Source organism: Ferrovibrio sp., from assembly GCF_964218355.1.
In the GTDB taxonomy this organism is placed as follows: domain Bacteria; phylum Pseudomonadota; class Alphaproteobacteria; order Ferrovibrionales; family Ferrovibrionaceae; genus Ferrovibrio.
Genome location: NZ_CAXPMC010000009.1, coordinates 152,347 through 178,332 on the forward strand (window position 1 = coordinate 152,347; position 25,986 = coordinate 178,332).

Annotated in this window: 22 protein-coding genes; 16 read left to right on the top strand and 6 right to left on the bottom strand. The window is 66.3% G+C overall.

Annotated elements, in window-relative coordinates:
* The first annotated feature begins 6 nt into the window (after positions 1 to 6).
* Positions 7 to 1,593 (top strand): ABC transporter substrate-binding protein, encoded by a 1,587-nt coding sequence (locus ACEQZY_RS04795; protein ID WP_341702395.1) that lies wholly within the window; start codon positions 7 to 9, stop codon positions 1,591 to 1,593.
* A 55-nt stretch (positions 1,594 to 1,648) separates the two neighbouring features.
* Here the strand turns inward: ACEQZY_RS04795 and ACEQZY_RS04800 are convergent, their stop codons facing one another.
* The 4 genes from ACEQZY_RS04800 to ACEQZY_RS04815 all read right to left on the bottom strand — a co-directional run bounded on the left by ACEQZY_RS04800 (position 1,649) and on the right by ACEQZY_RS04815 (position 7,789).
* Complete coding sequence (locus ACEQZY_RS04800; RefSeq protein WP_370152698.1) at positions 1,649 to 2,419, bottom strand: NAD kinase; 771 nt, start codon at positions 2,417 to 2,419, stop codon at positions 1,649 to 1,651.
* 83 nt (positions 2,420 to 2,502) lie between these two features.
* Positions 2,503 to 3,495 carry a GTP 3',8-cyclase MoaA gene (gene moaA / locus ACEQZY_RS04805; protein ID WP_370152700.1) on the bottom strand — a complete coding sequence of 331 codons (993 nt, stop codon included), beginning with the start codon at positions 3,493 to 3,495 and terminating at the stop codon, positions 2,503 to 2,505.
* Positions 3,496 to 3,608: 113 nt separating this feature from the next.
* Positions 3,609 to 6,302 (bottom strand): bifunctional acetate--CoA ligase family protein/GNAT family N-acetyltransferase, encoded by a 2,694-nt coding sequence (locus ACEQZY_RS04810; RefSeq protein WP_341702392.1) that lies wholly within the window; start codon positions 6,300 to 6,302, stop codon positions 3,609 to 3,611.
* Positions 6,299 to 7,789 (bottom strand): oligosaccharide flippase family protein, encoded by a 1,491-nt coding sequence (locus tag ACEQZY_RS04815; protein ID WP_341702391.1) that lies wholly within the window; start codon positions 7,787 to 7,789, stop codon positions 6,299 to 6,301. The genes ACEQZY_RS04810 and ACEQZY_RS04815 overlap by 4 nt, the downstream gene beginning before the upstream one ends.
* A 110-nt stretch (positions 7,790 to 7,899) precedes the next feature.
* Between ACEQZY_RS04815 and ACEQZY_RS04820 the strand changes: the two genes are divergently transcribed.
* The 8 genes from ACEQZY_RS04820 (at position 7,900) to ACEQZY_RS04855 (ending at position 17,706) form a co-directional block, all read left to right on the top strand.
* The gene (locus ACEQZY_RS04820) at positions 7,900 to 9,564 is read left to right on the top strand and encodes a tetratricopeptide repeat protein (RefSeq protein ID WP_370152703.1); all 1,665 of its coding nucleotides are present in this window, start codon (positions 7,900 to 7,902) and stop codon (positions 9,562 to 9,564) included.
* Positions 9,551 to 11,617, top strand: coding sequence for a tetratricopeptide repeat protein (locus ACEQZY_RS04825; protein ID WP_370152705.1), 2,067 nt, complete (start codon positions 9,551 to 9,553; stop codon positions 11,615 to 11,617). The genes ACEQZY_RS04820 and ACEQZY_RS04825 overlap by 14 nt, the downstream gene beginning before the upstream one ends.
* A complete protein-coding gene (locus ACEQZY_RS04830; protein ID WP_370152707.1) occupies positions 11,614 to 13,107 on the top strand; it encodes a tetratricopeptide repeat protein in 1,494 nt (497 codons plus the stop codon). The genes ACEQZY_RS04825 and ACEQZY_RS04830 overlap by 4 nt, the downstream gene beginning before the upstream one ends.
* A 217-nt stretch (positions 13,108 to 13,324) precedes the next feature.
* Positions 13,325 to 14,161 carry a flagellin gene (locus tag ACEQZY_RS04835; protein ID WP_341702387.1) on the top strand — a complete coding sequence of 279 codons (837 nt, stop codon included), beginning with the start codon at positions 13,325 to 13,327 and terminating at the stop codon, positions 14,159 to 14,161.
* 178 nt (positions 14,162 to 14,339) lie between these two features.
* Positions 14,340 to 14,774: a flagellar biosynthesis repressor FlbT gene (locus ACEQZY_RS04840; RefSeq protein WP_341702386.1), complete on the top strand. Its 435-nt coding sequence runs from the start codon at positions 14,340 to 14,342 to the stop codon at positions 14,772 to 14,774.
* A complete protein-coding gene (gene flaF / locus ACEQZY_RS04845; protein WP_341702385.1) occupies positions 14,713 to 15,075 on the top strand; it encodes a flagellar biosynthesis regulator FlaF in 363 nt (120 codons plus the stop codon). The genes ACEQZY_RS04840 and flaF overlap by 62 nt, the downstream gene beginning before the upstream one ends.
* Positions 15,076 to 15,100: 25 nt before the next feature.
* The gene (locus ACEQZY_RS04850) at positions 15,101 to 17,329 is read left to right on the top strand and encodes a tetratricopeptide repeat protein (RefSeq protein WP_370152710.1); all 2,229 of its coding nucleotides are present in this window, start codon (positions 15,101 to 15,103) and stop codon (positions 17,327 to 17,329) included.
* Between the two features lie 155 nt (positions 17,330 to 17,484).
* Positions 17,485 to 17,706 carry a hypothetical protein gene (locus ACEQZY_RS04855; RefSeq protein WP_341702383.1) on the top strand — a complete coding sequence of 74 codons (222 nt, stop codon included), beginning with the start codon at positions 17,485 to 17,487 and terminating at the stop codon, positions 17,704 to 17,706.
* 108 nt (positions 17,707 to 17,814) lie between these two features.
* Here ACEQZY_RS04855 and ACEQZY_RS04860 read toward each other — a convergent pair whose 3' ends face one another.
* Positions 17,815 to 17,991, bottom strand: coding sequence for a hypothetical protein (locus ACEQZY_RS04860; protein WP_341702382.1), 177 nt, complete (start codon positions 17,989 to 17,991; stop codon positions 17,815 to 17,817).
* A 169-nt stretch (positions 17,992 to 18,160) separates the two neighbouring features.
* Here ACEQZY_RS04860 and ACEQZY_RS04865 point away from each other — a divergent pair, with 169 nt between their 5' ends.
* The 6 genes from ACEQZY_RS04865 (at position 18,161) to mltG (ending at position 24,241) form a co-directional block, all read left to right on the top strand.
* Positions 18,161 to 19,729: an FAD-dependent oxidoreductase gene (locus tag ACEQZY_RS04865; RefSeq protein WP_341702381.1), complete on the top strand. Its 1,569-nt coding sequence runs from the start codon at positions 18,161 to 18,163 to the stop codon at positions 19,727 to 19,729.
* Positions 19,730 to 19,823: 94 nt separating this feature from the next.
* Complete coding sequence (fabD, locus tag ACEQZY_RS04870) at positions 19,824 to 20,765, top strand: ACP S-malonyltransferase (RefSeq protein WP_370152713.1); 942 nt, start codon at positions 19,824 to 19,826, stop codon at positions 20,763 to 20,765.
* A 30-nt stretch (positions 20,766 to 20,795) separates the two neighbouring features.
* Positions 20,796 to 21,533: a 3-oxoacyl-[acyl-carrier-protein] reductase gene (gene fabG / locus ACEQZY_RS04875; protein ID WP_341702379.1), complete on the top strand. Its 738-nt coding sequence runs from the start codon at positions 20,796 to 20,798 to the stop codon at positions 21,531 to 21,533.
* 145 nt (positions 21,534 to 21,678) lie between these two features.
* Positions 21,679 to 21,918 carry an acyl carrier protein gene (locus ACEQZY_RS04880; protein WP_341702378.1) on the top strand — a complete coding sequence of 80 codons (240 nt, stop codon included), beginning with the start codon at positions 21,679 to 21,681 and terminating at the stop codon, positions 21,916 to 21,918.
* Between the two features lie 58 nt (positions 21,919 to 21,976).
* Positions 21,977 to 23,254, top strand: a complete 1,278-nt coding sequence (gene fabF, locus ACEQZY_RS04885; protein WP_341702377.1) for a beta-ketoacyl-ACP synthase II — start codon at positions 21,977 to 21,979, stop codon at positions 23,252 to 23,254.
* A 9-nt stretch (positions 23,255 to 23,263) separates the two neighbouring features.
* Positions 23,264 to 24,241, top strand: a complete 978-nt coding sequence (gene mltG, locus ACEQZY_RS04890) for an endolytic transglycosylase MltG (protein WP_341702376.1) — start codon at positions 23,264 to 23,266, stop codon at positions 24,239 to 24,241.
* 9 nt (positions 24,242 to 24,250) lie between these two features.
* Here the strand turns inward: mltG and ACEQZY_RS04895 are convergent, their stop codons facing one another.
* On the bottom strand, positions 24,251 to 25,018 hold the full coding sequence (locus ACEQZY_RS04895) for an SDR family NAD(P)-dependent oxidoreductase (RefSeq protein ID WP_341702375.1): 768 nt from the start codon (positions 25,016 to 25,018) through the stop codon (positions 24,251 to 24,253).
* A gap of 68 nt (positions 25,019 to 25,086) precedes the next feature.
* Between ACEQZY_RS04895 and ACEQZY_RS04900 the strand changes: the two genes are divergently transcribed.
* Positions 25,087 to 25,980, top strand: a complete 894-nt coding sequence (locus tag ACEQZY_RS04900; RefSeq protein ID WP_370152716.1) for a YicC/YloC family endoribonuclease — start codon at positions 25,087 to 25,089, stop codon at positions 25,978 to 25,980.
* The last annotated feature ends 6 nt before the right edge of the window (positions 25,981 to 25,986 follow it).

A 25,986-nucleotide genomic window follows, 5' to 3' on the forward strand; every position in this document is an offset into this window, starting at 1 on the left:
TCGTACATGACCATGCAATGGAAGTCGCTGACTGCGGCCGCCCTGATGTCGATCGGGGCGATGTCGGTGGCGGCGCAGCCGGTTCAGGCCGCAGAACTGAAGGTCGGCCTGTCGGCCGAGCCGAGCGCGCTGGATCCGCATTATCACAATCTCGGTCCCAACAACCAGATTGCCTACACGATCTTCGACACCCTGATCCTGCAGGACGAAAACCAGAAGCTGGTGCCGGGTCTGGCCACCAGCTGGAAGCCGGTCAACGAGACGACCTGGGAATTCAAGCTGCGTCAGGGTGTGAAGTTCCATGACGGTTCGGCATTCAACGCCGCGGACGTGATCTTCTCGATCAACCGTCCGGGCAAGGTTCCGAACAGTCCATCGTCGATGATCATCTTCACCCGCTCCATCGCTGAAATGAAAGCGGTCGATGATTATACGGTCCAGTTCGTCACCAAGGCGCCGCATCCGCTGCTGCCGACGGACCTCAGCCGCATTGCCATCATGTCGGCCGAAGCAGCCAAGAGCGGCGTTGCCGAGGGCATGACCACCGAAGCGCTGAGCAACGGCGAAGGCCTCGTCGGTACCGGCCCCTACAAATATGTCGAGTGGGTGCGTGGCAACCGGCTCGTGCTTGAAGGCAACAAGGATTACTGGGGCGGCAAGCCGTCCTGGGACAAGGTTACCTACCGGCCGATGTCGAATGATGCCGCCCGTGTGGCAGCCCTGCTCGCCGGCGATGTCGACATGATCGAGAATCCGCCGCCGGCCGACCTGAAGAAGCTGCGCGAGAATCCGAAGGTGAATATCAGCCAGGCAGTGTCCAACCGCCTGATCTATATCCACCTCGACAGCCACAGCGACGAGGCCGGAGGCATTCCGGATGTCAAGGGCAAGAACCCGCTGAAGGATGTGCGGGTCCGCAAGGCGCTGTCGATGGCGATCAACCGCGATGCCATTGCCAGCCGTATCATGGAAGGCCTCGGCCAGCCGACCGGCGATTTCCTGCCGTATCCGATGTTTGGCACCCGCAAGGATGCCAAGCCGGAGAAGTATGATCCGGAAGCCGCCAAGAAGCTGCTCGCCGAAGCCGGCTATCCGAACGGGTTCGAGATCACGCTCGGCACGCCGAATGACCGGTACATCAACGACGCCGAAGTCTCGCAGGCTGTGGCGTCGCAGTGGACCCGCATTGGCGTGAAGACCAAGGTCGAGGCCGTGACCAAGACCGTGTTCTTCAAGAACCGCGACGACTACAAGTACTCGGCCTATCTGGCAGGCTGGGGTGCAGGCACTGGTGAGATGTCGGACCCGCTGCGTGCGCTGGTGGCCACGCCGATCAAGGAGAAGGGTTTCGGCACCACCAACAAGGGCCGTTATTCGAACCCGAAGATGGACGCGGTTCTGGAAGAGGCGCTGAAGACCGTCGATGATGCCAAGCGCGAAAGCCTGCTGCAGCAGGCCTCGAAGATGGCCATGGACGACCAGGCACTGATCCCGATCCATATCGAAGTCACGCCCTGGGCGACCCGCAAGGGACTCACCTACAAGGCCCGGGCCGACCAGTATACCTTTGCCAATGGCGTGAAGGCCGAGTAACAGGGCCGCACACCTGACGGACAACGCCGCGGCGCAAGCCGCGGCGTTTTTCTTTTCAGGAGACGAACTGTTCGCTGAGGATGCGTTCCTCAAGATCGTGGCCGGCATCGAACAGAAGGCGCAGGCGGATATCCCGGGCTTCCTCGACTTCCACTTCGACGACGTCGCGCACCTCATTGAAATCGGCGGTGGCGGAGACCGGCCGCTTGAAATTGTCCAGGACCTCGAAGCGGACTTTCGCGCCGCGCGGCAGCAGCGCGCCGCGCCAGCGGCGCGGCCGGAAGGCGCTGATCGGCGTCAGAGCTAGGACGCCGGCATTCAGCGGCAGGACCGGGCCATGCGCGGAAAGGTTATAGGCCGTGCTGCCTGCCGGTGTGGCAACCAGGGCGCCATCGCAGATCAGTTCATCGACACGCACCCGGCCATCGATGGAAATCCGCAGTTTTGCTGTCTGCCGGGTCTGCCGCAGCAGCGCCACTTCGTTGATGGCGAGGGCGTCGTATTCGGCCCCGCCCTCCGAGATGGCCCGCATCCGCAGCGGATGCACCTCGGCCACATTGGCCTCGGCGAGGCGCTCGGGCAGGGCATCCTCGTTGTATTCGTTCATCAGGAAGCCGACGGTTCCCTGGTTCATGCCGTAGATCGGCACGTCGCGGGTCATGTATTTGTGCAGGGTCTGCAGCATGAAGCCATCGCCGCCAAGCGCCACGATGACATCGGCTTCGGTCGGTCTGATCTCGCCATAACGGGTTGCCAGCCGTTCGCGCGCCGCCATGGCCGGCTCGCCCCTGGCCGCAACGAAGGCGATTTTGCTGAATCCTGTCATGCCGGTCCGTTGTTCGGGTGGAGAGGCGGGGTGAAGCGGGCGGAGTATAGCGGGCGGGCCGGCGCCGGAGCCAGCCCCGCCATTCAGCCGCCGGTCACGCTCATATGCCGGGGAACGGCAGCCGGGGCCCGGCGGCGGTCGATAACGAAATCGTGGCCCTTCGGTTTGCGGGCGATGGCGGCACGGATTGCCTCCTCCAGGGCGGCATCACCCTCGGAGCTGCGCAGCGGCGTGCGCAGGTCGGCGGCATCGTTCTGGCCGAGACACATGAACAGCGTGCCGGTGCAGGTCAACCGCACCCGGTTGCAGCTTTCGCAGAAATTGTGGGTCAGCGGCGTGATGAAGCCGAGCCGGCGGCCGGTTTCACGCACGGTATAGTAACGGGCCGGGCCGCCGGTGCGGTAATCGGTTTCGTCCAGAGTCCATTTCTGCTGGATCCGGGCCCGGGCCATCGACAGTGGCAGATACTGGTCCAGCCGGGCGCTGTCGCCGATCTCGCCCATGGGCATGACCTCGATCAGCACCAGATCGAAGCCCTCGTCACCGCACCAGGCGATCAGGTCGTCGAATTCGTCCTCGTTCACGCCGCGCAGGGCGACGGCATTGATCTTCACCTGCAGGCCTGTGGCCTTTGCGGCCTGCAGGCCGGCCATCACCTTGTCCAGCTTTCCCCACCGGGTCAGTTCGGTGAAGCGGTCGGCTCGCAGCGTGTCCAGAGAAACATTGACCCGGCGCACACCGGCGGCGGCAAGACCGGCGGCGTATTTCTCCAGCTGGCTGCCGTTGGTGGTCAGCGTCAGTTCGTCCAGTTCGCCGGTCTGCAGCCGGCGCCCCAGGCTGTCGATCAGGGTCATGATGCCGCGGCGCACCAGCGGCTCGCCGCCGGTCAGGCGCAGCTTGCGCACGCCCATGCGGATGAAGGCGCCGCACAGACGGTCCAGTTCCTCCAGGCTCAGCACTTCGGCCTTGGGCAGAAACGACATGTCCTCCGCCATGCAATAAACGCAGCGGAAATCGCAGCGGTCGGTGACCGATACGCGAAGATAGGAAACGGAACGGCCGAAGGGGTCCTGCATTGCCCTGTCTCTCGGTCTGCCGGCACGGGCGGGAACGGTTCTTTTCGTTCCGCCTAACATAGGGGGGGCGTTCCCCGGGGACAATCCCCCGCCGGGGAATCCGTCGGGGACAGTCAGTTTCCGGGCGGCGACTGCAGATCCAGCCGCATTTCCAGGACATCCGAAGTGGCGTTGCCCGAGGGGCGGAAGCCCAGTTCGCCAGCCAGTGTGCGCATGGCCTGATTCTCGCGCAGGATGTCGCCGATGATCTCGCGGGTGCCGCGTTGCCGGCAATAGGCAATGATCTTCTTCATCAGCACATCGCCGAGGCCATGCCCCTTGAAATCGCTGCGCACCAGCACGGCGAATTCGGCCTTGATGTTGTCCGGATCGGTAATCGCCCGCACCACGCCCAGCGTCTCGGCCTGGCCGTCCGGCCGCTGACGCGTGGCGATGAAGGCCATCTCGCGTTCGTAGTCGATCTGCGTGAAACGGGCCATCTCGGCATGGGGCAGATGGCGCATCGGCGAGAAGAAACGCAGCCGGAAATCCTCTGCCGAGACCCGGCGGACGAATTCGTCATGGGTTGGCTCGTCTTCCGGCCGGATCGGGCGCAGCAGAACGGTCTCGCCGCCGCGCAGGGTAACGGTCTCCTCCAGAGCCCGCGGGTAAGGGCGGATCGCCAGCCGGTCATGACCGGTCACTTCGCTGGGCTGGATCACCATGCGGGCATCCAGCGCCATCATGCCCTGGTCGTCGGCATAGAGCGGGTTGATGTCCAGCTCACGGATTTCAGCATGATCGGCCACCAGCTGGGCAACCCGGATCAGTACGGTAGCAAGCGCGGTACGGTCCACCGGCGGGAAATCGCGATACCCCGACAGCAGGCGGCTGACCTTGGTGCGGTCGATCAGGTCGTCGGCAAGATGCAGATTCAGGGGCGGCAATGCGATGGCCCGGTCGCCGATCACCTCGACGCCGACGCCGCCCTGGCCGAACATGATGGCCGGTCCGAAAATCGGATCGGTCAGGGCGCCGATGATCAGTTCGTGGGCCCGGGCCCGGCGAATCATAGGCTGCAGGGTAAAGCCGTCGATCCGTGCCTTCGGCCGGTGTTCGCGGACACGGGCCAGCATGGCCGCCGCTGCGGCCTGCAGTTCCGCATCGCTGCCGAGATTGAGGGCAACGCCGCCGACATCCGATTTGTGGGTGATGTCCGGCGACAGGATCTTGAGTGCCAGCGGATACCCGATCCGCCGTGCCGCCGCCAGCGCCTCCGCCGTGTCGGCCGCCGCCTCGGTCGGCACGGCCGGAATGCCGTAAGCCGAAAGGATGCGTTTGCCTTCGATTTCGTTCAGCATGCGACGGTTTTCGCGCAGCGCGGTTTCTATCACCATGCGGGTGGCGGCAAAGTCAGGGCGGAAATCCTCCGGCAGTTCGGCCGGGGTCTGCATCAGGCTCTGCATGTTGCGCCGGTAGTCGACCATATGCACGAAGGCGCGGGCCGCGGCATCCGGCGTATCGTAGGAAGGCAGACCGGCCGCGGCGAAGGCCTTGCGGGCAGCATGCACCGCCTCGCCGCCAGACCAGCAGGTCAGGACATTCTTGCCGCAGCCCTTGGCCGCCTCGATGACGGCCTCGGCTGGCTGCAGGGAAGGGACGATGGCGGTCGGCGCATGCATCACCAGAACGGCATCAACACCCGGATCGGCGATGACGGCCCGCAATGCATCGGCATAGCGTCCGCTCGGCGCGTCGCCGATGATGTCGACCGGATTGCCATGCGACCAGGTCGCGGGCAATGCCTCATCCAGTCGGGCCAGGGTCTCCGGCGCAAGGTCGGCCAGCCGGCCGCCATACTCGATCAGTTTGTCCACGGCCATCACGCCGGGACCGCCGCCATTGGTGACGATGGCCAGCCGTTCGCCTGGCAGTGTGCGGCTGCGGGCCAGGGTTTCGACGGCGTCGAACAGTTCCTCGATGCCGTCCACCCGCAGGATGCCGGCGCGCTGCAGTGCGGCCGAATAGACGTCATCGCCGCCGGCCAGTGCGCCGGTATGGGAAGCGGCGGCCTGTGCGGCCCGGGCGTTGCGGCCGGATTTCACTGCCACGATCGGCTTGGTGCGGGCGGCGGCGCGCGCGGCGGACATGAATTTGCGCGCATGCTTGACTGATTCGATATACAGCAGGATGGCGCGTGTCTGCGGATCGCTGGCCAGATAATCCAGCATGTCGCCGAAATCGATATCGGCGGAATCGCCGAGCGAGATGAAGTGGCTGAAGCCGATGCCGTGCTGCTTTGCCCAGTCCAGCACGATGGTGCACAGCGCACCGGACTGGCTGACGAAAGCCAGCTGGCCCGGCTGGGCGTCGGCATGGGCGAAGCTGGCATTCAGGCGCAGGCCGGGAATCATCATCCCGACGCAGTTCGGCCCCAGAATGCGCAGCAGATGGGGGCGGGCCGCATCCAGCATGGCCTGCTGCAGGCTGCGGCCATCGGATTGCCTGGTCTGGCTCAGGCCGGCGGTCAGCACCACTGCTGCCCGGCAGCCGAATTCGCCCAGTGCGGCGATCAGTTCTGGCACGATTTCCGGCGGCGTGCAGATGATGGCCAGGTCCGGCGGCGCCGGCAGGGCGCTGATCTTCGCAAAGCAGGGGCGGCCATGCAGGGCGCGGTATTTCGGATTGATCGGCCAGATATGGCCGGTGAACCCGGCGCGGATGATGTTTTCGAGCACCACCGTGCCAACCCGCATGGGGCGATCAGAGGCCCCGATAATGGCGACCGAGCGCGGCGAGAACATCCTGTCGAGATTGCGGACCGTCATGACAAACCGTTTTCATCTGGAACAGTGCGGAGGGAATGACGCCACATCCACAGCGCAATAGCCAGTGCTGCCGCCAGCGGCAGTGCGACCATAACCGGATTGTAACCGGGCAGCAGGGCCAGGATCGCGCCGCCGCCGCCCAGTGCCGCGCAGAGCAGGCTGCTCGAATCCAGCTGCGGCCGGCAATGGCGCCAGGCTTCCGCCACGAGCCATGCGGTGGCCAGGCTCTGCGCCACCAGCAGGGCGGCCGCCATCCCCGCCGCCTCCCAGAGCCGGCTGGCGGGATAGCAGAGCAGGCAGAAAACAACCAGGGCAAGCAGGCTGTTGGTGGTGGACCAGCCGGTGCGGCCGGTGACCAGGATGCCGGATGTCAGCGGCGATTTCACCAGCTGCACCGCGCGGGCCAGCAGCAGCAGCGAGAACAGCGGGGCGACGTCCGGCATCGGTGCATGGGCGAGCAGCTGGAACAGCCAGGGCTGCAGGGCCAGCATGATCAGCACCAGCAGGCCGGAACTGACGAGGATGATACCGGTGACCCGTCCGACGATGACCGCTGCGGCAGACTGCCGCAGGGCGTGATGCACCAGACCACCCCAGGCCATGAAGAATGGCAGGGCCAGCAGGCTCTCGAACAGCAGTGTCACCCGCATGCAGATCATGAAAATGCCGGCGGCCTCGATGGAAACGAAGGCGGCCAGCAGGAACCGGCTGAGCGTGTCGAGACTGTAGCGCAGCACCAGCCCGGCCATCATCGGGGTTCCGTAACGCAGGAGCTGCCATTGCAGGCGCGGCTGCCAGCGGAACTGCAGGCGGCGGGCGATGCAGGCAAAGGCGGCGATGCAGGCGAGGCCGCCGGCAGCGGCCTGCGCCAGCAGCAGGCCGGGCAGGCCGGTGCCGAGGTGGCCGACCAGCAGGATGCTGAGCAGCAGCCAGACCGCCAGTTGCAGGATGGCAATGGCGCCGGACAGCCAGACCTGGCGGGCGGCGCGCAGTTCCGTCAGCAGCACGGTCAGGGTGGCGCCGGTCAGCATCAGCGGCAGCATCAGCCATGCCTGTGGCAGCGGCGCGGAATCAAACCGCTGCATGACCGCCGCAGTGTCGAACAGCGCCCACAGCACGATGCCCGCCAGCAGGCTGGCGGTGCCCGACAGCAGCAGCGTGGTGCCGAACATCGCGGGCCGCTGGTCGGCAGGGATATGGGCGTAGTAGTACAGGTAGGCGAATTTCAGGCCCAGAAGGCTGAAGGTCACGCCCTGCAGATGGGCGGTTTCGACCAGCCCGTACAGCCCGAGTTCGGCTGGCGACAGATAGGCCGTGGCCAGCGGCAGCAGCAGCAGGCCGCCAAGATTCAGCAGGCCGAGCGAGACCAGATAGCCGAGGTAATCGCGGCGCAGCGCCGCGATGAAGGCCGGGGCCCCGGCCAGGGTTTCCGGCGCGGTGGCGGATTCAAGGCGCCGGATCATCGATTCGCCGGGCCTGTCCGTCATGCCGGGCCATCCGGGGGGCGCATGAGGATTTCGCTTCCGTTAACGCTCATGGCATAACAATGCCAGAGACCGCCATGCTGCCAGAAGTCCCTTCAGATAAAATCCTGCATATGCTGGGTGCCGTCCGCAAGCTGCTGGATGGTGGCCATCTTGCCGATGCGCGCCGGGCCTGCGAGTTGATCCTGCGGGTGGCGCCGGAGCATGGCCAGACCCTGAGCTATCTGGGCCAGGTCGCCCGGCGGGAAGGCCGGCACGACGAGGCGATCGGGCATCTGTCCGCCGCGCTGCGGCTGCTGCCCGATGACCGCGACCTGCCGGTCCTGCTGGCCAAGACCTGGAGGAAGGCCGGACAGGCGGACAGGGCGGAGACGCTGTTGGCCGGATATCTGGCAAAGGCACCCGATGATGTCGCGGCGCTGGTTGAGTTCGGGCGCAACCTGATGGACCTCGGGCGGGTTGCCGAGGCCCGCGATGTCTTCGGGCGTGCCGTGTCGATGGCGCCGCGAAACCAGCTGGCCCAGTCCATGCTGGGCATGGCCCTGCGGCAGCTGAACGACAGGGCCGGAGCCTTCGAGGCCTTCAGCCGGGCGCTGGAACTGGCGCCGGATGATGTCATCGCCCTGAACGGCATCGGCAACGAGCATCTGGAGGCGGAGCAGTTTGGCGAGGCGATCGACTGCTACCGGCGGGCTGTTGCGATCCAGCCGACGATGATCAAGAGCCACAAGAATCTCGCCTTCACGCTTTCGCTGGCCAACCGTCTCGACGAGGCCGAGGCGGAATTCAGGGCCCTGCTGGCAAAGACGCCACAGAACAGCGAGGCCCGCATGGACTTTGGCCTGTTTCTGCTGTCGACCGGCGCCTATGCCGAAGGCTGGCGCGAATACGAGCATCGCTGGCAGTTTCCGAAATTCGATGAGCAGGACTGGGGAGGCGGCCTGCCGCGCTGGACCGGCCCCGGGCAGCCGGCGGAGCATGTGCTGCTGTGGGGCGAGCAGGGGATCGGCGATCATATCCTCTACGGCACGATGCTGCCGGACCTGCTGGCGCGGATGGATGGTCTGGCAACGATTGCGGTGGAGGAGCGGCTGGTGCCGCTGTTCGGGCGTGCATTCGCCGGCGACCGCGTTCGTGTCGTCGCCCGCGGTGCGCCCCATGGGGCTGGCGCGCAATGCCCGTTCGGCAGCATGGGGGCCTTTGTCCGGCTCGATGCTGCCGACTTTTCCGACGGGGTATTCCTCAGGGCAGAGCCAGACCGCCAGGCGGCGCTGCGCCGGCGCTATGCCGCCCTCGGCCGGCCGGGCGACCGGCTGCTCGGCCTGTCATGGCGCAGCATCAACTGGGTGGTTGGCAGCCTGAAAAGCCTGGATCTCGATGCGCTGCTGCCGGTGCTGCGCCGGCCGGGCTGCACCTGGATCAGCCTGCAATACGGGGAGGTGACCGCCGAGCTGGAAAGCTTTGCCGCCCGCCATGGCATTGTCATCCATCAGGATCCGGATATCGACGCCACCCGCGATATCGACGGGCTGGCCGCGCAGATTGCCGCGCTCGACGGCGTGGTCAGCACCAGCAACTCGACGGTGCATCTGACCGGCGCGCTTGGCCGGCCGTGCTGGGTCCTGCTGCCGGCGGGCCGCGGACGCATGTGGTACTGGCCGCGCGAGGGCGAGCGGTCGCCATGGTACAATTCGATCCGCCTGGTGCGGCAGCCGCAGGCCGGCGACTGGAGCGGTGCCGTGCGCAGGCTGAGCGAGGTTCTGGATGACTGGTGCTGATCCCCGGGGAAAAAGCCTGCAGGCCTGGCTGCTGGACGGCATCCGCGCCCACGAGGCCGGCAATCTCGCCAGCGCACGGCATTGCTACGAAGCGGCGCTGCACCTGTCGCCGGAGCAGCATGATGCCCTGCATCTTCTCGGGGTCGTGGCCGACCAGGAAGGCCGCCATGCCGAGGCGGTCGACCTGATCCGGCGGGCCATCGCCGTCTCGCCGCAGGCCGCCGCCCCGCATGGCAACCTGGCGACGGCCCTGCTGGCGCTGGGCGATGAGGCCGGGGCAGAAACGGAATACCGCCAGGCGGTGACCCTCGATCCGGACTATATCGACGGTTACATCAACCTCGGCAAGCTGCTGCATCGCGCCCGGCAGTTTGCCGATGCCCGGCCATTCTACGAAGAGGCATTGCGGCGCGCACCGCGCAACAGCGAGGCGCATCGCGGGATCGCCATGGTGCTGATGGCCCAGCGCGACATGGAATCCGCGCAGCGGCATCTCGAAATCGCCCTCAAACTCGAACCTGCAGCGGCGGACCTGCATGACAAGATGTCTCTGGTGCTGCGCAGCCGCCAGCAGCTGAAGGCAGCGGCCCAGCACAGCCGCAAGGCGGCGGATCTCGAGCCGGACAATCTGGAATACCAGGAGCGTCTGGCGCTGGCGCTGACCAAGCTGCAGTCTGCCAAGGCGCTGGCGAAAGCCACGCGGATCTACGATGCGGTCCTGGCAAGGCAGCCGGAACGGGTTACCGCGCTGGTCGGACAGGCCGCCCTGATGCTGCAGCTGCAGAAGCCCGGAGAGGTTCTGAAATATGCCGACAGGGCGATTGCAATCGATCCGGAGAATGCCGGCGCGCTGAGCAGCCGGTCTTCCGCGCTGATGCTGCTGGGGCGGATCGACGAGGCGATGCAGGATGGCGAGCGTGCCCTGGCCATCGCGCCGGATAACAGCGAGATCATTCTGCATCACGGGACCCTGCGGCAGCATTACGGCGACTACCTTGGGGCACTGGAGGATTTCCGGACCGCCCTGCACACGCAGCCCCCGCCGCAGGAAAACCTGCTGCACAAGATCAACCTCAGCCTCAGCCTTGTGCTGCTGTCGCTGGGGCGCCTGCGCGAGGGCTGGCCGTTGTACCGGTCGCGCACGCAGGTCAGCGATGCGCATCCCCGCAACAGGATCTTCCTCGACCTGCTGCCGGACTGGGACGGCATCGTCCGTCCGGGCCAGCGGCTTCTGGTCTGGGGCGAGCAGGGGGTCGGCGACCAGATCATCTTTTCGCAGATGCTGGCAGAACTCGGCGCGCGTGGTGCGGAATTCTGCTGTGCCTTCGATCTGCGGCTGCTGCCGCTGTTCCGGCGGTCGTTCCCCGGATTCCGGTTCGAGCCCATTCTGGAAGACGGCTACGAACGGCTGAAGGCACAGGCCGATGTCCAGATCGGTGTCGGCGAGCTGGGCGCCGTTCTGCGGCCGACGCTGGATGAATTCCCGCCGGCACGGCCCTTCCTCCAGGCCGATCCAGGACTGGTCGAGGCGTTCCGCGAACGCTATCGCGCCCATGGCCGCCGCCATATTGTCGGCCTGAGCTGGCGCAGCAAGAATCCCTATATCGGCCAGTACAAGAGCATCCCGCTGCTGAACTGGGCGCCGGTGCTGCAGCAGCCGGACGTGCTGTTCGTGGATCTCCAGTATGGCGATACTGCGGAAGACCGCGAAAAGGTCCGGGCCGAACTCGGGGTCGAAATCCTGCATGACGACAGCGTCGATTCGATCAAGGACATCGACAGATATGCCGCACAGGTCGCGGCAATGGACTTGGTGATCGGCAGCAGCAACACAGGCGTGCATGTCGCCGGCGCGCTGGGCAAAGAGGTCTGGGTGCTGCTGGCAGCCGGCCTCAGCCGCCAGTGGTACTGGTTTCTCGACCGCGGAGACAGCCCGTGGTATGCGCATGCGCGCCTGTTCCGCCAGCCGCTCGGCCGGGCGGATGACTGGGACGCGACGGTCGGTGAAGTTGCGGCGGCGCTGCAGTCGTGGTGCCGGGATCATACCCCGTGAGCGGCCGCGGCAATCTCCTGGTAATCGCGGTTGCCCATCACCAGTCCGGCCGGCTTGATGAGGCGCGGGCCGGGTATGAAGCGGTCCTGAGGCAGCAGCCGGATCACCCGGACGCCCTGCATCTGCTGGGTGTCCTGCGCGACCAGCAGGGCGATCACGATGCCGCCATTGACCTGATCGGGCGTGCCATTGCGGCCAGACCGGACAGCGGCGATTACCACGGCAATCTGGGCACCGCCCTGCTGGCGGCGGGTCGTGCCGCTGCGGCGGCGGCCGCTTACCGGCAGGCTCTGGCACTCGACCGCGACAATCCGGAATGGCTGTACAATCTTGCCAACGTGCTGCGCGAGCAGGGTGAGACAGCCGCCGCGGCCGAAAGTTTCCGGCATGCCCTGCAGATTGCCCCGCAACACCTGATGGCCCGCAACAACCTGGCCATGCTGCTGTGGGAAGACCTTGGTGATATGGCGGAGGCAGCCCGGCAGTTCGACAGGCTGCTGGAACAGGCCCCGGACTGGCCGCTGGGCCGGATGAACCATGGTGTCTTCTGCCTGGCCGCGGGCCGCTATGATGCGGGCTGGCGCGACTATGAATGGCGGTGGCGCTATCCCGAATACCGCGAGCGGGACTGGGGGCTGGGGCTGCCGCGCTGGAAAGGCGAGGGACTGAACGGCGGCGGGCTGCTGGTCTGGGGCGAGCAGGGTGCAGGGGATCAGATCCTGTACGGCACCATGCTGCCGGATCTGATGCACCGCGCCGATCTCCGCCCAGTCGTCGCTGTCGAAGCGCGGCTGGTGCCGCTGTTCGCCCGTTCTTTCGCCGGCACCGGCCTGTCGGTGGTGGAGCGGGGCACGGCGATAGACGCGGTTGCGCAATGCCCGTTCGGCAGCCTCGGGGCGCTGTTGCGCCGCCAGGCATCGGACTTTTCCGGAGGGGGGCGCTATCTGATGGCGGATGTCGGTCACCGGGACCGGTTGCGCCAGACCTATCGCGACTTGGCAGGCCCGGAGCGGCGGCTGCTTGGTCTGGCCTGGCGCAGCGGTAACCTGACCATCGGACGCCACAAGAGCCTGCCGCTGCAGGATCTGCTGCCGGCCTTGCGGCGCCCGGATGTGCAATGGATATCCCTGCAGCCCGACGCAACAGAGGATGAGCTGGCCGGCCTCAGGCGGGCGGGCGTGACGATCCACCATGATGCCCGGATCGACAGCCTGCAGGACCTTGATGGCTTTGCCGCTCAGGTCGCGGCACTGGACGGTGTGGTCTCGGTCAGCAGCACGGGCATTCACGTCGCCGGCGCCCTCGGCCGGGACGGCCTTCTGCTGCTGCCCGCCGGCCGCGGCAGATTGTGGTACTGGCCGGCCGAGGGGACTGCCAGCCGCTGGTACGGCAGTCTGCAGATCGTCCGGCAGCCCGCCCCCGGTGACTGGCGGGGGCTGGTTGCCAGGCTGCCGGCCGCCCTGGATGAGCTGGGGAATGAGAGGATTTAGCAATATATTTCAAATGGTTGTTGTGAATTCAAGGACGCCCGGCGACGGCGCACCGCGGATTTTGTGCCGGCCGCCGGCATTGAAATTCAGTAACAGGCGCCCCGGGCACAGTGGCCGGCAGCAGATTCCATATTGACCTTGCTGACGGAATCTGGTCTAACGGCCCAGTCTTCAAAAGAAGGCAACTTAACTCGATCCTAGAACAGGAGATAAAGTCATGCCGAATTCCGTCAATACCAACACTGGCGCCCTCGTCGCCCTGTCGTCTCTGCGTGGCATCAACAGCGAGCTCGACAAGACCTCCAAGAAAGTCCAGACCGGTTTCCGCGTTGCCGATGCTTCGGACGACGCCGCCGTGTTCGCGGTTGCCCAGGGCATCCGTGGTAACATCAAGGCCTATGCCTCGGTGCAGTCCTCGCTGTCGGCCGGTGAAGGCCTCGGCCAGGTCACCGCGGCCGCGCTGACCGGCATCTCGAACCTGATCGGTGACATCAAGGCGAAGTTCGCCAACCTCGCCGACGGCTCGCTGGATGCGACCCAGCGCGCGGTGTACACCAACGACGTCAAGCAGCTGATCGGTCAGATCACCAACTACGTCAGCCAGGCCACCTACAACGGCAAGAACCTGCTGAGCGCCAGCACCGGCGGTACGGCCGTGACCTTCGTGGCCGACGTCAGCGGCACCACCCTGACCATCTCGACCGTCGGTACCGACCTGTCGTCCCAGGTCAGCAACTTCAACAGCCAGTTCGGTGCTGAGTTCACCGCTGCCAGCCGTTACAACGTTGCCATCTCGGCGCTGACGACCTTCGAAGGCTTCGTCAACTCCATCTCGGCAGCCGTTGCGGCGCAGACCCGCTCGATCAGCCTGCAGAAGGGCTTCGTGAACGACCTCGTCGACGCGACCAAGAAGGGCCTCGGCGCTCTGGTCGATGCCGACGTGGCGGCCGAAAGCGCGACCCTGCAGTCCCTGCAGGTCCGCCAGCAGCTGAACATCCAGGCGCTGTCGATCGCCAACCAGCAGCCCAACACGCTGCTCAGCCTGTTCCGCTAATCGGCAAGCCGATAAGCAGACCGGAAAGGGGGCCTCTGGCCCCCTTTCTTTTTTTGCCGGCCCTGCATCAGGTGAGGGCTCCGGCGGCAAGGTTCCTTGACGCCGGCCCCGAAGCCGGATAGCCCTGTGAAAGATTTAACTGTCGGAGGGGAGGGGCTCAGGGTCCTTCCGGACGCATGTGCCGCTGATTATTACCCTTAAGGCCGGGGAGAAGTTCATCCTCAACCGGGCGGTGCTCAGCCTCTCGAAATCGGCCAGCATCATCATCGAGAACAAGGCGTCGTTTCTCCGCGAAAAGCACATTATGAAGCCGGAGGACGTCGACACTCTGGCGAAGAAAATCTACTATCTGTGCCAGCTTGCCTATCTGTGGGAAGAACGCTTCGACGAATACTATCCCCAGATCAAGGATGCCTGTTTGGAATTCGTTAAGGCTGCACCGAGTACTCATGCGGTAGTTGCCAGCATTGGGGCCGCTTTGGTCCAAAAGGATTACTTCCAGCTCCTGAAACTGGCTCGGCGCCTGATCGAGGTGGAGAGGAGACTGATCGATGTCGGGAAAAAACCCCTACCTGACAGCTCAAAACAAGCTGGAAAGCCCCCGTCAGATTGAGTACCGGCTGTTTTCTTCGGTGACCCGTGCATTGATCGATGTCCGGCCGCTGATGGAAAGCAAGCTTCCGGCCGAGGTGGCCCAGATTGCCTCGGCCATCGGCTGGAACCGGGATGTCTGGAATCATCTGATGCCGGAAGTGCTCGACGAAGCCAACCCGATGTCCAAGGACCTGAAGGTTGCGCTGATCAATATCTGTATCTTCGTCAACAAGCACACCGACAGGATCACCCAGGGCCAGACGACGGATATCGAGCCGCTGATCGCGATCAACCGCAACATCATGGATGGCCTGAAGTAACGCCATTCGCTGCGGAGGCTGCGGGATGGTCGCAGACTGGCACCAGCAGCTCCGGCAGGCCGTCGACCGGCACCAGCGTGGCATGCTGGGCGAGGCGGTCGCGCTGTACCGGGCCGTGCTGTCGGCGAGCCCCGACAATACCGATGCCCTGCATCTGCTCGCCATGGCGCTGGAGCAGGCCGGCCAGGCGGCACAGGGGCTGCCGCTTGCCGAAAGGGCGGTCGGGCTGGATCCGGATGCGGCGGCCTACCGCAACACCCTCGGCAACATTCACAAGACACTGGGCAACCGCGATGCGGCCCGCGCTGCCTATGCTGCCGCCGTCCGGCTCGACCCGTCGCTGTCGGAGGCCCACAACAATCTCGGCCTGCTGGCCCAGGAGACGATGGCCTGGGATGCCGCACGGGCACATTTTGCCGCGGCCCTGCAGGCAGAGCCGGGCTATGCCGCCGCCCGCTTCAACATGGCCGTCACCGACTGGCTGGACGGCCGGCCGGAAGCGGCGCTGCCGGAATTCCGGACCGTCCTGCACGGAGCGCCGGCCTTCGCGCGGCAGATCACGGCCCTGGTGAAGCGCAGCCTCGGTCTCAGGGATGCCGCTGCCGCCAGGCAGCTGCTTGACCTGATGGCCCCCGATGCGCTTCCCGCCGCCGAGCGGTATTTCCTGCAGGCCGCCATCGCGGTCAACCAGAATGACGACAGCGCGGCGGAAGAGGACTGCCGCCGGGCGCTGCTGCTTGCCCCCGGTCAGCCGGACTGCGTCGAACTGCTCGGCGGATTGCTGTGCCGGCGCGGTGCCTATGCCGAGGCCGTGACGCTGCTGGAGCCGGCAGCCACGACCCGGCCCGACGACCCGCGGATTCTGTCGCTGCTGGGACGTGCGCTGGTCGAAACGGGCGCCTATGGCAAGGCGGTTCCCCTGCTGCGCCGGCTTCTGCAGCAGCAGCCGGACGAGCCGTCCGTCTGGCTCGATCTGGGCCATGCCCTATTCCGGCAGCAGGATTATGCCGGCGCCCGGGACGCCTACCGGCAGGCGATCCGGCTCGACCCGAAGCGGGCCGGCCTGTATGCCGATCTGGCGCCGGCCGAAGCCTGGTGCGGCGATCTCGATGCGGCAATGGCGGCCTGCCAGGAAGCCCTGCGGCTTGATCCGGGCCTGGGCGTGGCCCGCGCCCACCTGGCAAATATCCTCGGCCTGCAGAGGCGTTTCGACGAGGCGGAGGAGCTGTACAGGTCCCTGCTGGCCGCCGACCCGGACGATGCGACCGTCCATAACAATCTTGGGATACAGCTGCTGCGGCAGGGGCGCTATGCCGAGGGCTGGCAGCATTACGACTGGCGCTGGAAGAGCGCGGGCTGGACGACGCCGACCACCGGCAGTCGCGGGCTGCCCCGCTGGGATGGCAGCCATCCGCCGCCCGGCCGGCTGCTGGTCTGGCGCGAGCAGGGTGTCGGTGACGAGATTCTGTACAGCAGCCTGCTGCCAGACCTGGCCGCGACCGGGGCCGATGTGGTGCTGGCCACCGATCCGCGCCTCGTGCCGCTGTTCGGGCGCTCGTTCCCCGGCATCACCGTGGTCGCCGATGACGCCACTCTCGACCCGGCGTCGCTGCGGCTGGCCTGCCAGCGGCCGCTGGGCGATCTCGGCGGATTGCTGCGCCCGGACGCGGCCAGTTTCGCCCGCCATCCGCAGCACGGGCATCTGCAGGTGGATACGGACCTGCGAGATCGTCTGCGGCAGCGCTATCTTGGCGATGCGGCCCCGGGCGACCTGCTGGCCGGCATCGCCTGGAGCAGCCGCAACCGGGCCTATGGTGCCAAGAAGTCGCTCGACCTCGCCGATATGGCCGGGCTGTTCGGCCGGCCCGGTCTGCGGGCGGTTTCGCTGCAATATGGCCGCCCCGGGGATGATATCGCCGCACTAGAACGCAGCACCGGACGGACGGTCCTGTACGATGCCGCAATTGACCCGATCGCCAGTATCGATGATCAGGCGGCCCAGATCGCGGCCCTCGACCTGGTGATCACCATCAGCACGGCGGCCGCCCATCTGGCGGGCGCGCTGGGGCGGCCGACCCTGCTGCTGCTGCCCGATGAACAGGGGGTTCTCTGGTACTGGGGATGGCAGGGGCAGGCGACCCCCTGGTACGGCTCGGTGCATATCTGCCGCAGCGGCCGCGGCGAGACGACGGCCGACCTGATCGCCCGGGCCGGGCCGATGCTGGAGGCGATACTGGCCGGCCTGCGCCCCTGAAGGGGCGGATCGGCTTCGCCTGCTGGCGGGAATCTGCTAGTATCTGAACCCGGTTTTGCCGCTTCGCCGCGTGGTTCAGGTTTCGGTAACCAAATTATGCGAGGAAGACGGTGGCGAAATAACGCGCTGCGAATCGCAATAGAGGGGGATACCCAATGTCGATGACGGAAGAAGAGCAGAGCAAGGTCACCCGCGAGTCCTTCGTCGCGACCTGGGAAGCTCTGGTGAATGGCGGCGTCAGCCGCGAGGTCGTGGCGGCCATTGCCATGAGCATGGCCCTGGCTGAGCTGACCTCGATCTTCGGCAAGGCGGTGACCGCCCATGGGCTCGAGAAGCTGCCGGATACGATCCGTTCGGGCGCTTTCGACCAGAAGTAAGCCATTTCCCGGCGGCCGGCCGGCGCCGCAGACATGATAAAAGCCGGTCCCTGTGGGCCGGCTTTTGTATTGCAGGCCGGATTGCCGGCCTGTAACGGGCTTCCGGTGTCAGACGCTGATGTCAACCTGTCCGCCGACGCCGGCAGCAGTGGGGCCGGCCGCCTTGGTGATCTGCTTGATATTCTCGAGCCCGGCGGTGACGGCACTGAGCACAGCCAGCTGCGAGTCGCGGGCCACCTTGAGGCCGACGAGATACAGTTCCTGTTTGACGCCTGTCGCTTCCACGGGATGCTCCGATCAATTCTTAACAAGAATACCAGTGCGGACCGCACGGGCCAAGGAAATTCACGCATCTTCTTGACGGGTATGGTTAAAATCCGGCTCGCGGAAGCCGGGTCGGGGCGCTATATTTGGTTTCATATGTAACCAAAAAGGGCAGTCTGGGGAGGACAGGATGGCGGATTTCGCCTATCCGGATTTTGGCTATCGCGCGCCCGGGGCAGGCTCCGGCGGCATCGACCGCTGCCGGGTGGCCATTGTCGGCGGTGGCCCGGTCGGGCTGAGCGCGGCGCTGGATCTGGCCCATCATGGCGTCGACTGCGTGCTGCTGGACGAGGACAGCACAGTCAGCTCCGGCAGCCGGGCGATCTGCTATGCCAAGCGTACCCTGGAAATCTGGGACCGGCTCGGCATCGGTCCGCGCATGCTCGACAAGGGCGTGACCTGGCAGGTTGGCCGGGTTTTTCACGGGCCCGACCAGCGTTACAGCTTCGACCTGCTGCCGGAAAGCGGCCATCAGTATCCGGCCTTCATCAATCTCCAGCAGTATTACGCGGAGCTGTATCTGGTTGAAGCAGCCCGCCGGATGACGGGCGTCGACCTGCGCTGGCGCCACCGGGTGACGGGTGCCATTGCCGGGAATGACGGTGTGCGTCTGTCCGTTGAGACCCCGGACGGCCCCTACACGGTGGTTGCCGATTATGTGCTGGCGGCAGACGGCGCCCGGTCGACCCTGCGCCGCAGCCTGGGGCTCGATTTCCGCGGTCAGGTCTTCGAGGATCGGTTCCTCATTGCCGACGTGCATATGAAAGCCGGCTTTCCGTCGGAACGCTGGTTCTGGTTCGATCCGCCTTTTCATGCCGGCGGCTCGGCCCTGCTGCACAAGCAGCCCGACGATATCTGGCGCATCGATCTGCAGCTCGGCTGGGACGCCGACCCCGAGACGGAGCGCCAGCCCGAGCGGGTGATTCCGCGCCTGAAGGCGATGCTGGGCAAGGACGTGCCCTTCGAACTCGAGTGGGTCAGCGTCTATACCTTCCAGTGCCGCCGGCTCGACCGGTTCCGCCATGGCCGCGTTTTTTTCATCGGCGATTCCGCGCACCAGGTCTCGCCCTTCGGTGCCCGCGGTGCCAATTCCGGCGTGCAGGATGCCGATAACCTGGTCTGGAAACTGGCCCATGTGCTGCGTGGCGAGGCGCCGGACAGTCTGCTCGACACCTATGACGGCGAACGGATCGCGGCTGCCGACGAGAATATCGGCCACTCGACCCGCAGCACCGATTTCATCGTGCCGCGCAATGCCATGGCACGGCATTTCCGCAACGCGGTGCTTGAGCTTGCCGCCGGCTATCCCTTTGCCCGCCGGATGGTGAATTCGGGGCGTCTCTCGATGCCGACGACCTACCGCGACACACCGCTGTCGACGCCGGACCGCGACGCCTTCGCGGCGGGGCCGCCTCCGGGCGCGGCCGCGATCGACGCTCCGGATGGTGACGGCTGGCTGCTGGGCCGCTGTCACGTCGGCTTCACGCTGCTCGCCTTCGGCGACGGGCCTGCGGTATCCGATCCCCGCATCGCCCGCGCGGTTCTGCCCGCCGACGGCCCGGCAGCGCGGCGCTATGGCGCTGGTCCGGGCACGGCTTATCTCCTGCGCCCCGACCAGCATGTGGCTGCCCGCTGGCGGACGCCGACAACTGCAGACATATCAGCAGCTTACGAACGGGCGCTGGGCCGCGCCGCCTGAGCGGACGCTTGACAGGGCCGGACCGGCGCTTATGACTGGCGCGGCATTTCGGGCCACCCCGCCGGGGGCCGGTCGCAATCGGGAGCTTTTGCATATGAGTCGCGCCTTCGTGTTTCCGGGCCAGGGCAGCCAGGCTGTCGGCATGGGCAGGGATATGGCCGAGGCTTTCGCCACGGCCCGTCAGGTTTTCGAGGAAGTCGACGACGCATTGTCGCAGAAGCTGTCGGCCCTGATGTTCGGTGGCCCCGAAGCGGATCTCACCCTGACCGAGAATGCCCAGCCGGCCCTGATGGCCTGCAGCCTGGCTGTCGTGCGTGTTGCCGAGAAGGATTTCGGCGTCGACTTTGCCGCCAAAGGAAGTTACGCCGCCGGCCATTCGCTGGGCGAGTATTCCGCGCTCTGCGCCATGGGGGCATTGTCGGTTGCCGATACCGCGCGCCTGCTGAAGCTGCGCGGCCAGTCGATGCAGAAAGCCGTGCCGGTGGGCGAGGGCGCCATGGCCGCCCTGCTGGGGGCCGAACTCGACCTGGCGCAGCAGGTGGTGGCCGAGGCTGCCCAGGGCGATGTGCTCGGCTGTGCCAACGACAATGGCGGCGGCCAGGTGGTGATCTCCGGCAAAAAATCCGCCGTCGAACGGGCGATCGAGCTGGCCAAGACCAAGGGCGTCAAGCGGGGCATGCTGCTGCCGGTCAGCGCGCCGTTCCACTGCGCCCTGATGCAGCCTGCGGCCGATGCCATGGCCGAGGCACTGGGCCGGGTGACGATGACCGCGCCGAAGCTGCCTGTGGTCTCGAACGTGACGGCGAAGGGTGAGTCGGATCCCGATGACATCCGCAAGCTGCTGGTGCAGCAGGTGACCGGTCTGGTGCGCTGGCGCGAGAGCATGCTGTGGCTGAAGGGACAGGGCGTCGGCCAGATCGTCGAGCTCGGTTCCGGCAAGGTGCTGGCCGGACTGATCAAGCGCATCGACAAGGAAGTCGAAGGGACCAGTGTCGGCGCGCCGGCCGAACTGGAAGCCTGGGCGAAAAGCCTGTAAGCAGCAGGCCTCAGCAAGGAGACAGACTGCATGTTCGATCTGACCGGTAAATTCGCCCTTGTCACCGGCGCCACCGGCGGCATCGGCGGCGCCATCGCCGAGGCACTGCATGCCCAGGGTGCCACCGTGGCCCTGTCCGGCACCCGCGAGGCGGTGCTGCAGGACCTGGCCGGCAAGCTCGGCGGCCGCGCCCATGTGCTGCCCTGCAATCTCGCCGATGCCGAGGCGGTGAATGCCCTGGTGGGCCAGGCCGAAGCCGCCATGGGCCAGGTCGACATCCTGGTGAACAATGCCGGCATCACCCGCGACGGCCTTGCCATGCGGATGAAAGATGAAGACTGGCAGACCGTTCTGGACGTCAACCTTTCGGCCGCCTTCCGGCTGGCCCGGGCCTCGCTGAAAGGCATGATGAAGCGCCGCTGGGGCCGCATCGTCAGCATCACCTCGGTGGTCGGCGCGACCGGCAATCCGGGCCAGCTGAACTATGCCGCTGCCAAGGCCGGCCTGACCGGCCTGACCAAGTCGCTGGCCCAGGAAGTCGCCTCGCGGAACATCACGGCCAACTGCGTCGCCCCCGGCTTTATCCAGACGGCAATGACGGATGTTCTGACCGACCAGCAGAAAGACGTGATTTCCCAGAAAATTCCGGCCGGCCGACTCGGCCAGGCCCCGGAAATCGCCGCCGCGGTGGTCTATCTGGCCTCGGAGGAAGCGGCCTATGTGACCGGCCAGACCTTGCATGTAAACGGCGGTATGGCCATGATTTAAGCCGGAAATCCGGCATGGAATCGGCCGTTCCGCCCTCGGTGGAACGTCTTGGAAGCGCGGGGTTTCTATGCTAAGGGAGGCCCCCATCTGCCGGCTGCCCCCGTTTCGGACGGCGCGGGCAGCCACAACCACAAGGACTTAGGAAATGAGCGACATTGCTGAGCGCGTGAAGAAGATCGTCGTCGAGCATCTGGGCGTCGAGGAAGAGAAGGTTACCGAGACTGCCAGCTTCATCGATGACCTGGGCGCGGACAGCCTGGACACGGTCGAGCTGGTGATGGCGTTCGAAGAGGAATTCGGCGTCGAGATTCCCGACGACGCGGCCGAGAAGATCCTGACCGTCAAGGACGCGATCGACTTCATCAAGGAGCGCTCCGCAGCGTAAGTCCTGCGGACGCCGCCGCCAGTTTCTTCCGTCCGATCCTGTCGCGAAAGGTTTCGCCATGCGTCGTGTCGTCGTCACCGGCCTCGGCCTCGTCACGCCGCTGGCATGCGGCGTTGAAGCGACCTGGACCCGGCTGATCAATGGTGAGTCGGGCCTTGGCCCGATCACCCGGTTCGACGCATCCGAAATGCCGGCCCGCATTGCCGGCCAGGTGCCGCTGAAGGCGGATTTCCCGGATCGGGCCGATGCCTTCGATCCCGACGAATGGATGGAAGCCAAGGAACGCAAGCGTGTCGACGACTTCATTGTCTACGGCTTGGCGGCGGCGAAGCAGGCCGTGCAGGATTCCGGCTGGGAGCCGGCCGACGAGGAGCAGCGCTGCCGCACCGGCGTGCTGATCGGCTCGGGCATCGGCGGCCTGAACGGGATCGAGGAAGCGGCGATCACCCTCAAGGAAAAGGGCCATCGCCGCATCAGCCCGTTCTTCGTGCCGGGCCGGCTGATCAACCTCGTCTCCGGCCATGTTTCCATCGAATACGGTTTCAAAGGCCCGAACCATGCCGTGGTGACGGCCTGTTCGACCGGCGCCCATGCGATCGGCGATGCGGCCCGCATCATCATGTGGGACGATGCCGATGTGATGGTTGCCGGCGGTGCCGAGGCGACCATCGGTCCGCTCGGCGTTGCCGGCTTTGCCGCCGCCCGCGCCCTGTCGACCGGTTTCAACGACAATCCGGCTGCCGGCTCGCGCCCCTGGGACAAGGGCCGCGACGGCTTTGTCATGGGCGAGGGTGCCGGCATCGTCGTGCTGGAAGAGCTTGAGCATGCGAAGCGCCGCGGCGCCAAGATCTACGCCGAGGTGGTCGGCTACGGCATGTCCGGCGATGCCTATCACATCACTGCACCGCACGAGAGCGGTGACGGTGCCTTCCGCTGCATGCAGGCGGCGCTGAAGCGCTCCGGCCTGCAGCCCTCCGACATCGATTATGTGAATGCCCACGGCACCTCGACGCCGCTGGGCGACGAGATCGAGCTGAAGGCCGTGAAGCGGCTGTTCGGCAATGCCGTGGCCAGCCTGTCGATGTCGTCGACCAAGTCGGCCATCGGCCATCTGCTTGGTGCTGCCGGTGCGGTCGAAGCGATCTTCTCGACCCTGGCGGTCAAGACCGGCATCGTGCCGCCCACGCTGAATCTCGAGAACCCGACCGAAGAGGCCGAGGGACTCGACCTGGTACCGCTCAAGGCCAAACAGCGCGATGTGCGGGCGGCTCTCTCGAACTCCTTCGGCTTCGGCGGCACCAATGCGTCGCTGGTGCTGAAGCGGTACGACGCCTAAACCCTTCCGATGAAAGCGGCGATCCGCAGCCTGCTGGCGGTCATGCTGGCGGTGCTGCTGGCCTGTGCCGGCGGTTATGTCTGGTTCCTGTCCTGGCTGGATGCACCGGGGCCACTGCATGATGAAACCGTCGTGCTTGTTCCGCGCGGCGCCGGCCTTGGCATCATTGCCCGCGACCTGCAGCGGGCCGGCGTGGTCGGGGAAGCCCGTCTGCTGGAACTGGCAGCCTGGCAGACTGGCCTGGCCGCGCAGCTGAAGGCCGGCGAATACGCCTTCCCGCCGGGGGAGACGCCGCGGGCGGCGCTGGAACGCATGGCGGCGGGCAGGGTGCTGGTACACCGGCTGACCATACCCGAAGGGCTGAGCAGTCTTGCCATCCGGCAGCTCGTGGAGGGCGCCGACACCCTGTCCGGCAACTGGCCGGCGCTGTCGGTGCCGGAGGGCAGCCTGCTGCCGGAGACCTATCATTTCATCCGCGGCGACAGCCGTGCGGACCTGGTTGCGCGCATGCACAGGGCACAGCAGGCCCTGCTGGCGGCGGAATGGCCGAAGCGGGATGCGGGCCTGCCGCTGGACAGCCCGGAGCAGGCCGTGATCCTCGCCTCTATCGTCGAGGCGGAAACCCCGCTGGAAGCCGAGCGGCCGCGGGTTGCCGGCGTCTATCTGAACCGCCTGAAACGCGGGATGCGGCTGCAGGCCGACCCGACCGTACTTTACGGCATCACGAAGGGCGATCCGGAGCGTGACCGGCCGCTGACCCGTGCCGATCTGGCGCAGCCCTCGCCATGGAACACCTATGCGATCGACGGTCTGCCGCCGACGCCGATCAACCATCCGGGACGGGCCAGCCTGCTGGCCGTGCTGCATCCGGAGATGCACGGCTTTCTGTATTTCGTCGCCAGCGGCAAGGGCGGTCACACCTTTGCCGAAACCTATGAGCAGCATCTGCGCAATGTGGCAGCCTGGCGGGCCAGCCAGAAACAGTAGGCAGCCGGGTCAGTCCTTGCCCGGTGCCCGGCGCAGCAGCCGGTCCAGCAGCGGATAGGGCAGCAGACCCAGCAGCCGCACCATGGCCAGCATCGGCCAGGGGAAGGCGATGCGGCCGCGGTTCCTTGCCAGTCCGTCGCGGATGATGCGGGCTGCTTTGTCCGTCTCCATCAGGAACGGCATCGGGAACTTGTTGCGGTCGGTCATGCGGCTGACCACGAAGCCCGGACAGATTGCCGAAACCCGGATGCCCTCCGGTGCCAGCCGGCCGCGCAGTTCTTCCGCATAGGCGCGGGCAAAATGCTTGGTCGAGGAATAGGGCACTGCGCCGGGCATGGCGAGCAGGCCGGCAATCGAGGACACGATGGCGATCTGGCCGCCGCCCTGTCGCACCATCACCGGAATCGCCGGGTTCACCGTGTTCAGCACCCCGTCGATATTCACGGCCGTGATGCTGCGGACATATGAGTCGAACGTCTCCCAGCTCCTGAAGCCGCCGGACACGCCGGCATTGGCGATCACCAGATCGAGTCGGCCGCGGGCCGCGGTCTCCTCCACCAGAGCCTTCATGGCAGCCGTATCGGTGACCGGCACCGTGCGGGCGTCGACTTCGGCACCGGCGGCACGACAGGCAGCCGCCACGGCGTCGAGTCGTCCGGCATCGCGGCCGGTCAGGGCCAGCAGGATGCCCGGGCCGGCATAGAGACGGGCCAGCGCCTCGCCGATGCCGCTGGAGGCGCCAGTGATCAGGATGCCTGAAAGGGGTTGTTCTGCCATGCCTTAGCCTCGACCCTCCGCGCGTTTGCCACTATAGTTCGGCGCAAATTAACACCCTTGGGGGAACCGTGTCGCTGATCAGCATGACCGGCTTCGCCCGCGTCGATGGACGTGCGGCCGGCAAGACCTGGATCTGGGAACTGAAATCGGTCAATGGCCGCGGGCTGGAACTGCGCTTCCGGCTGCCGCCGGGTTTCGACAGCCTGGAGGCGGAGCTGCGGGCCCAGGCCCAGGCGCGGCTGGTGCGTGGCAACATCACCTTGAACCTGCAGGTCGCCGAGGCAGCCGATGCCGGCCCGGCCTACCGGCTCAATGAAGGACTGCTCGACCAGCTGCTGGCTTTGTCGGCCCGGCTGGAAAGCCGGGGTGTGGGCGCGCCGCGGCTGGACGGCCTGCTTGCCGTACGCGGCGTGGTCGAGCCGGTCGCCACTGCCGAGGACGAGACCGCCCGCAAGGAATTCGAGGCCGCGCTGAAGGCCGGCTTCGCGCAGGCACTGGACCGGCTGGTGGAAAGCCGTGCCGCCGAGGGCGGCAAGCTGGCGGTGCTGATGGGGGGCATGCTCGACGAGATCGCCGCTCTGGCCGGGAAGGCCCGCGAGACCGAAGCGGTGCGGCCCGAGGCGCTGCGCCGCCGGCTGCGCCAGCAGCTCGACGACCTGCTGGCGCTGCAGCCGCCGGTCAGCGAGGACCGGCTGGCGCAGGAGCTGGCCATGCAGATCACCCGGCTGGACGTGCGCGAGGAACTCGATCGTCTCGACGCCCATGTCGGGGCGGTGCGGAGCCTGATCGTTGCCGGCGATGCCCGCGGGGTGGGGCGCAAGCTCGATTTCCTGGCCCAGGAATTCAACCGCGAAGCCAATACGCTCTGCTCGAAAGCCTTCGATGCGGCCCTGACCGCCACCGGCCTTGACCTGAAGCTGGTGATCGACCGCCTGCGCGAGCAGGCCCAGAACGTGGAATAGGGACGG

Bases quoted from the DNA above. Each gene is read 5' to 3' on its own strand.
- fabF (WP_341702377.1), top strand. From the start codon at position 21,977: ATGCGTCGTGTCGTCGTCACCGGCCTCGGCCTCGTCACGCCGCTGGCA.
- ACEQZY_RS04865 (WP_341702381.1), top strand. From the start codon at position 18,161: ATGGCGGATTTCGCCTATCCGGATTTTGGCTATCGCGCGCCCGGGGCA.
- ACEQZY_RS04815 (WP_341702391.1), bottom strand. From the start codon at position 7,789: ATGACGGACAGGCCCGGCGAATCGATGATCCGGCGCCTTGAATCCGCC.
- ACEQZY_RS04810 (WP_341702392.1), bottom strand. From the start codon at position 6,302: ATGACGGTCCGCAATCTCGACAGGATGTTCTCGCCGCGCTCGGTCGCC.
- ACEQZY_RS04820 (WP_370152703.1), top strand. From the start codon at position 7,900: ATGCTGGGTGCCGTCCGCAAGCTGCTGGATGGTGGCCATCTTGCCGAT.
- ACEQZY_RS04835 (WP_341702387.1), top strand. From the start codon at position 13,325: ATGCCGAATTCCGTCAATACCAACACTGGCGCCCTCGTCGCCCTGTCG.
- ACEQZY_RS04795 (WP_341702395.1), top strand. From the start codon at position 7: ATGACCATGCAATGGAAGTCGCTGACTGCGGCCGCCCTGATGTCGATC.
- mltG (WP_341702376.1), top strand. From the start codon at position 23,264: ATGAAAGCGGCGATCCGCAGCCTGCTGGCGGTCATGCTGGCGGTGCTG.
- ACEQZY_RS04895 (WP_341702375.1), bottom strand. From the start codon at position 25,018: ATGGCAGAACAACCCCTTTCAGGCATCCTGATCACTGGCGCCTCCAGC.
- flaF (WP_341702385.1), top strand. From the start codon at position 14,713: ATGTCGGGAAAAAACCCCTACCTGACAGCTCAAAACAAGCTGGAAAGC.
- fabG (WP_341702379.1), top strand. From the start codon at position 20,796: ATGTTCGATCTGACCGGTAAATTCGCCCTTGTCACCGGCGCCACCGGC.
- ACEQZY_RS04825 (WP_370152705.1), top strand. From the start codon at position 9,551: ATGACTGGTGCTGATCCCCGGGGAAAAAGCCTGCAGGCCTGGCTGCTG.
- moaA (WP_370152700.1), bottom strand. From the start codon at position 3,495: ATGCAGGACCCCTTCGGCCGTTCCGTTTCCTATCTTCGCGTATCGGTC.
- fabD (WP_370152713.1), top strand. From the start codon at position 19,824: ATGAGTCGCGCCTTCGTGTTTCCGGGCCAGGGCAGCCAGGCTGTCGGC.
- ACEQZY_RS04800 (WP_370152698.1), bottom strand. From the start codon at position 2,419: ATGACAGGATTCAGCAAAATCGCCTTCGTTGCGGCCAGGGGCGAGCCG.
- ACEQZY_RS04880 (WP_341702378.1), top strand. From the start codon at position 21,679: ATGAGCGACATTGCTGAGCGCGTGAAGAAGATCGTCGTCGAGCATCTG.
- ACEQZY_RS04855 (WP_341702383.1), top strand. From the start codon at position 17,485: ATGTCGATGACGGAAGAAGAGCAGAGCAAGGTCACCCGCGAGTCCTTC.
- ACEQZY_RS04850 (WP_370152710.1), top strand. From the start codon at position 15,101: ATGGTCGCAGACTGGCACCAGCAGCTCCGGCAGGCCGTCGACCGGCAC.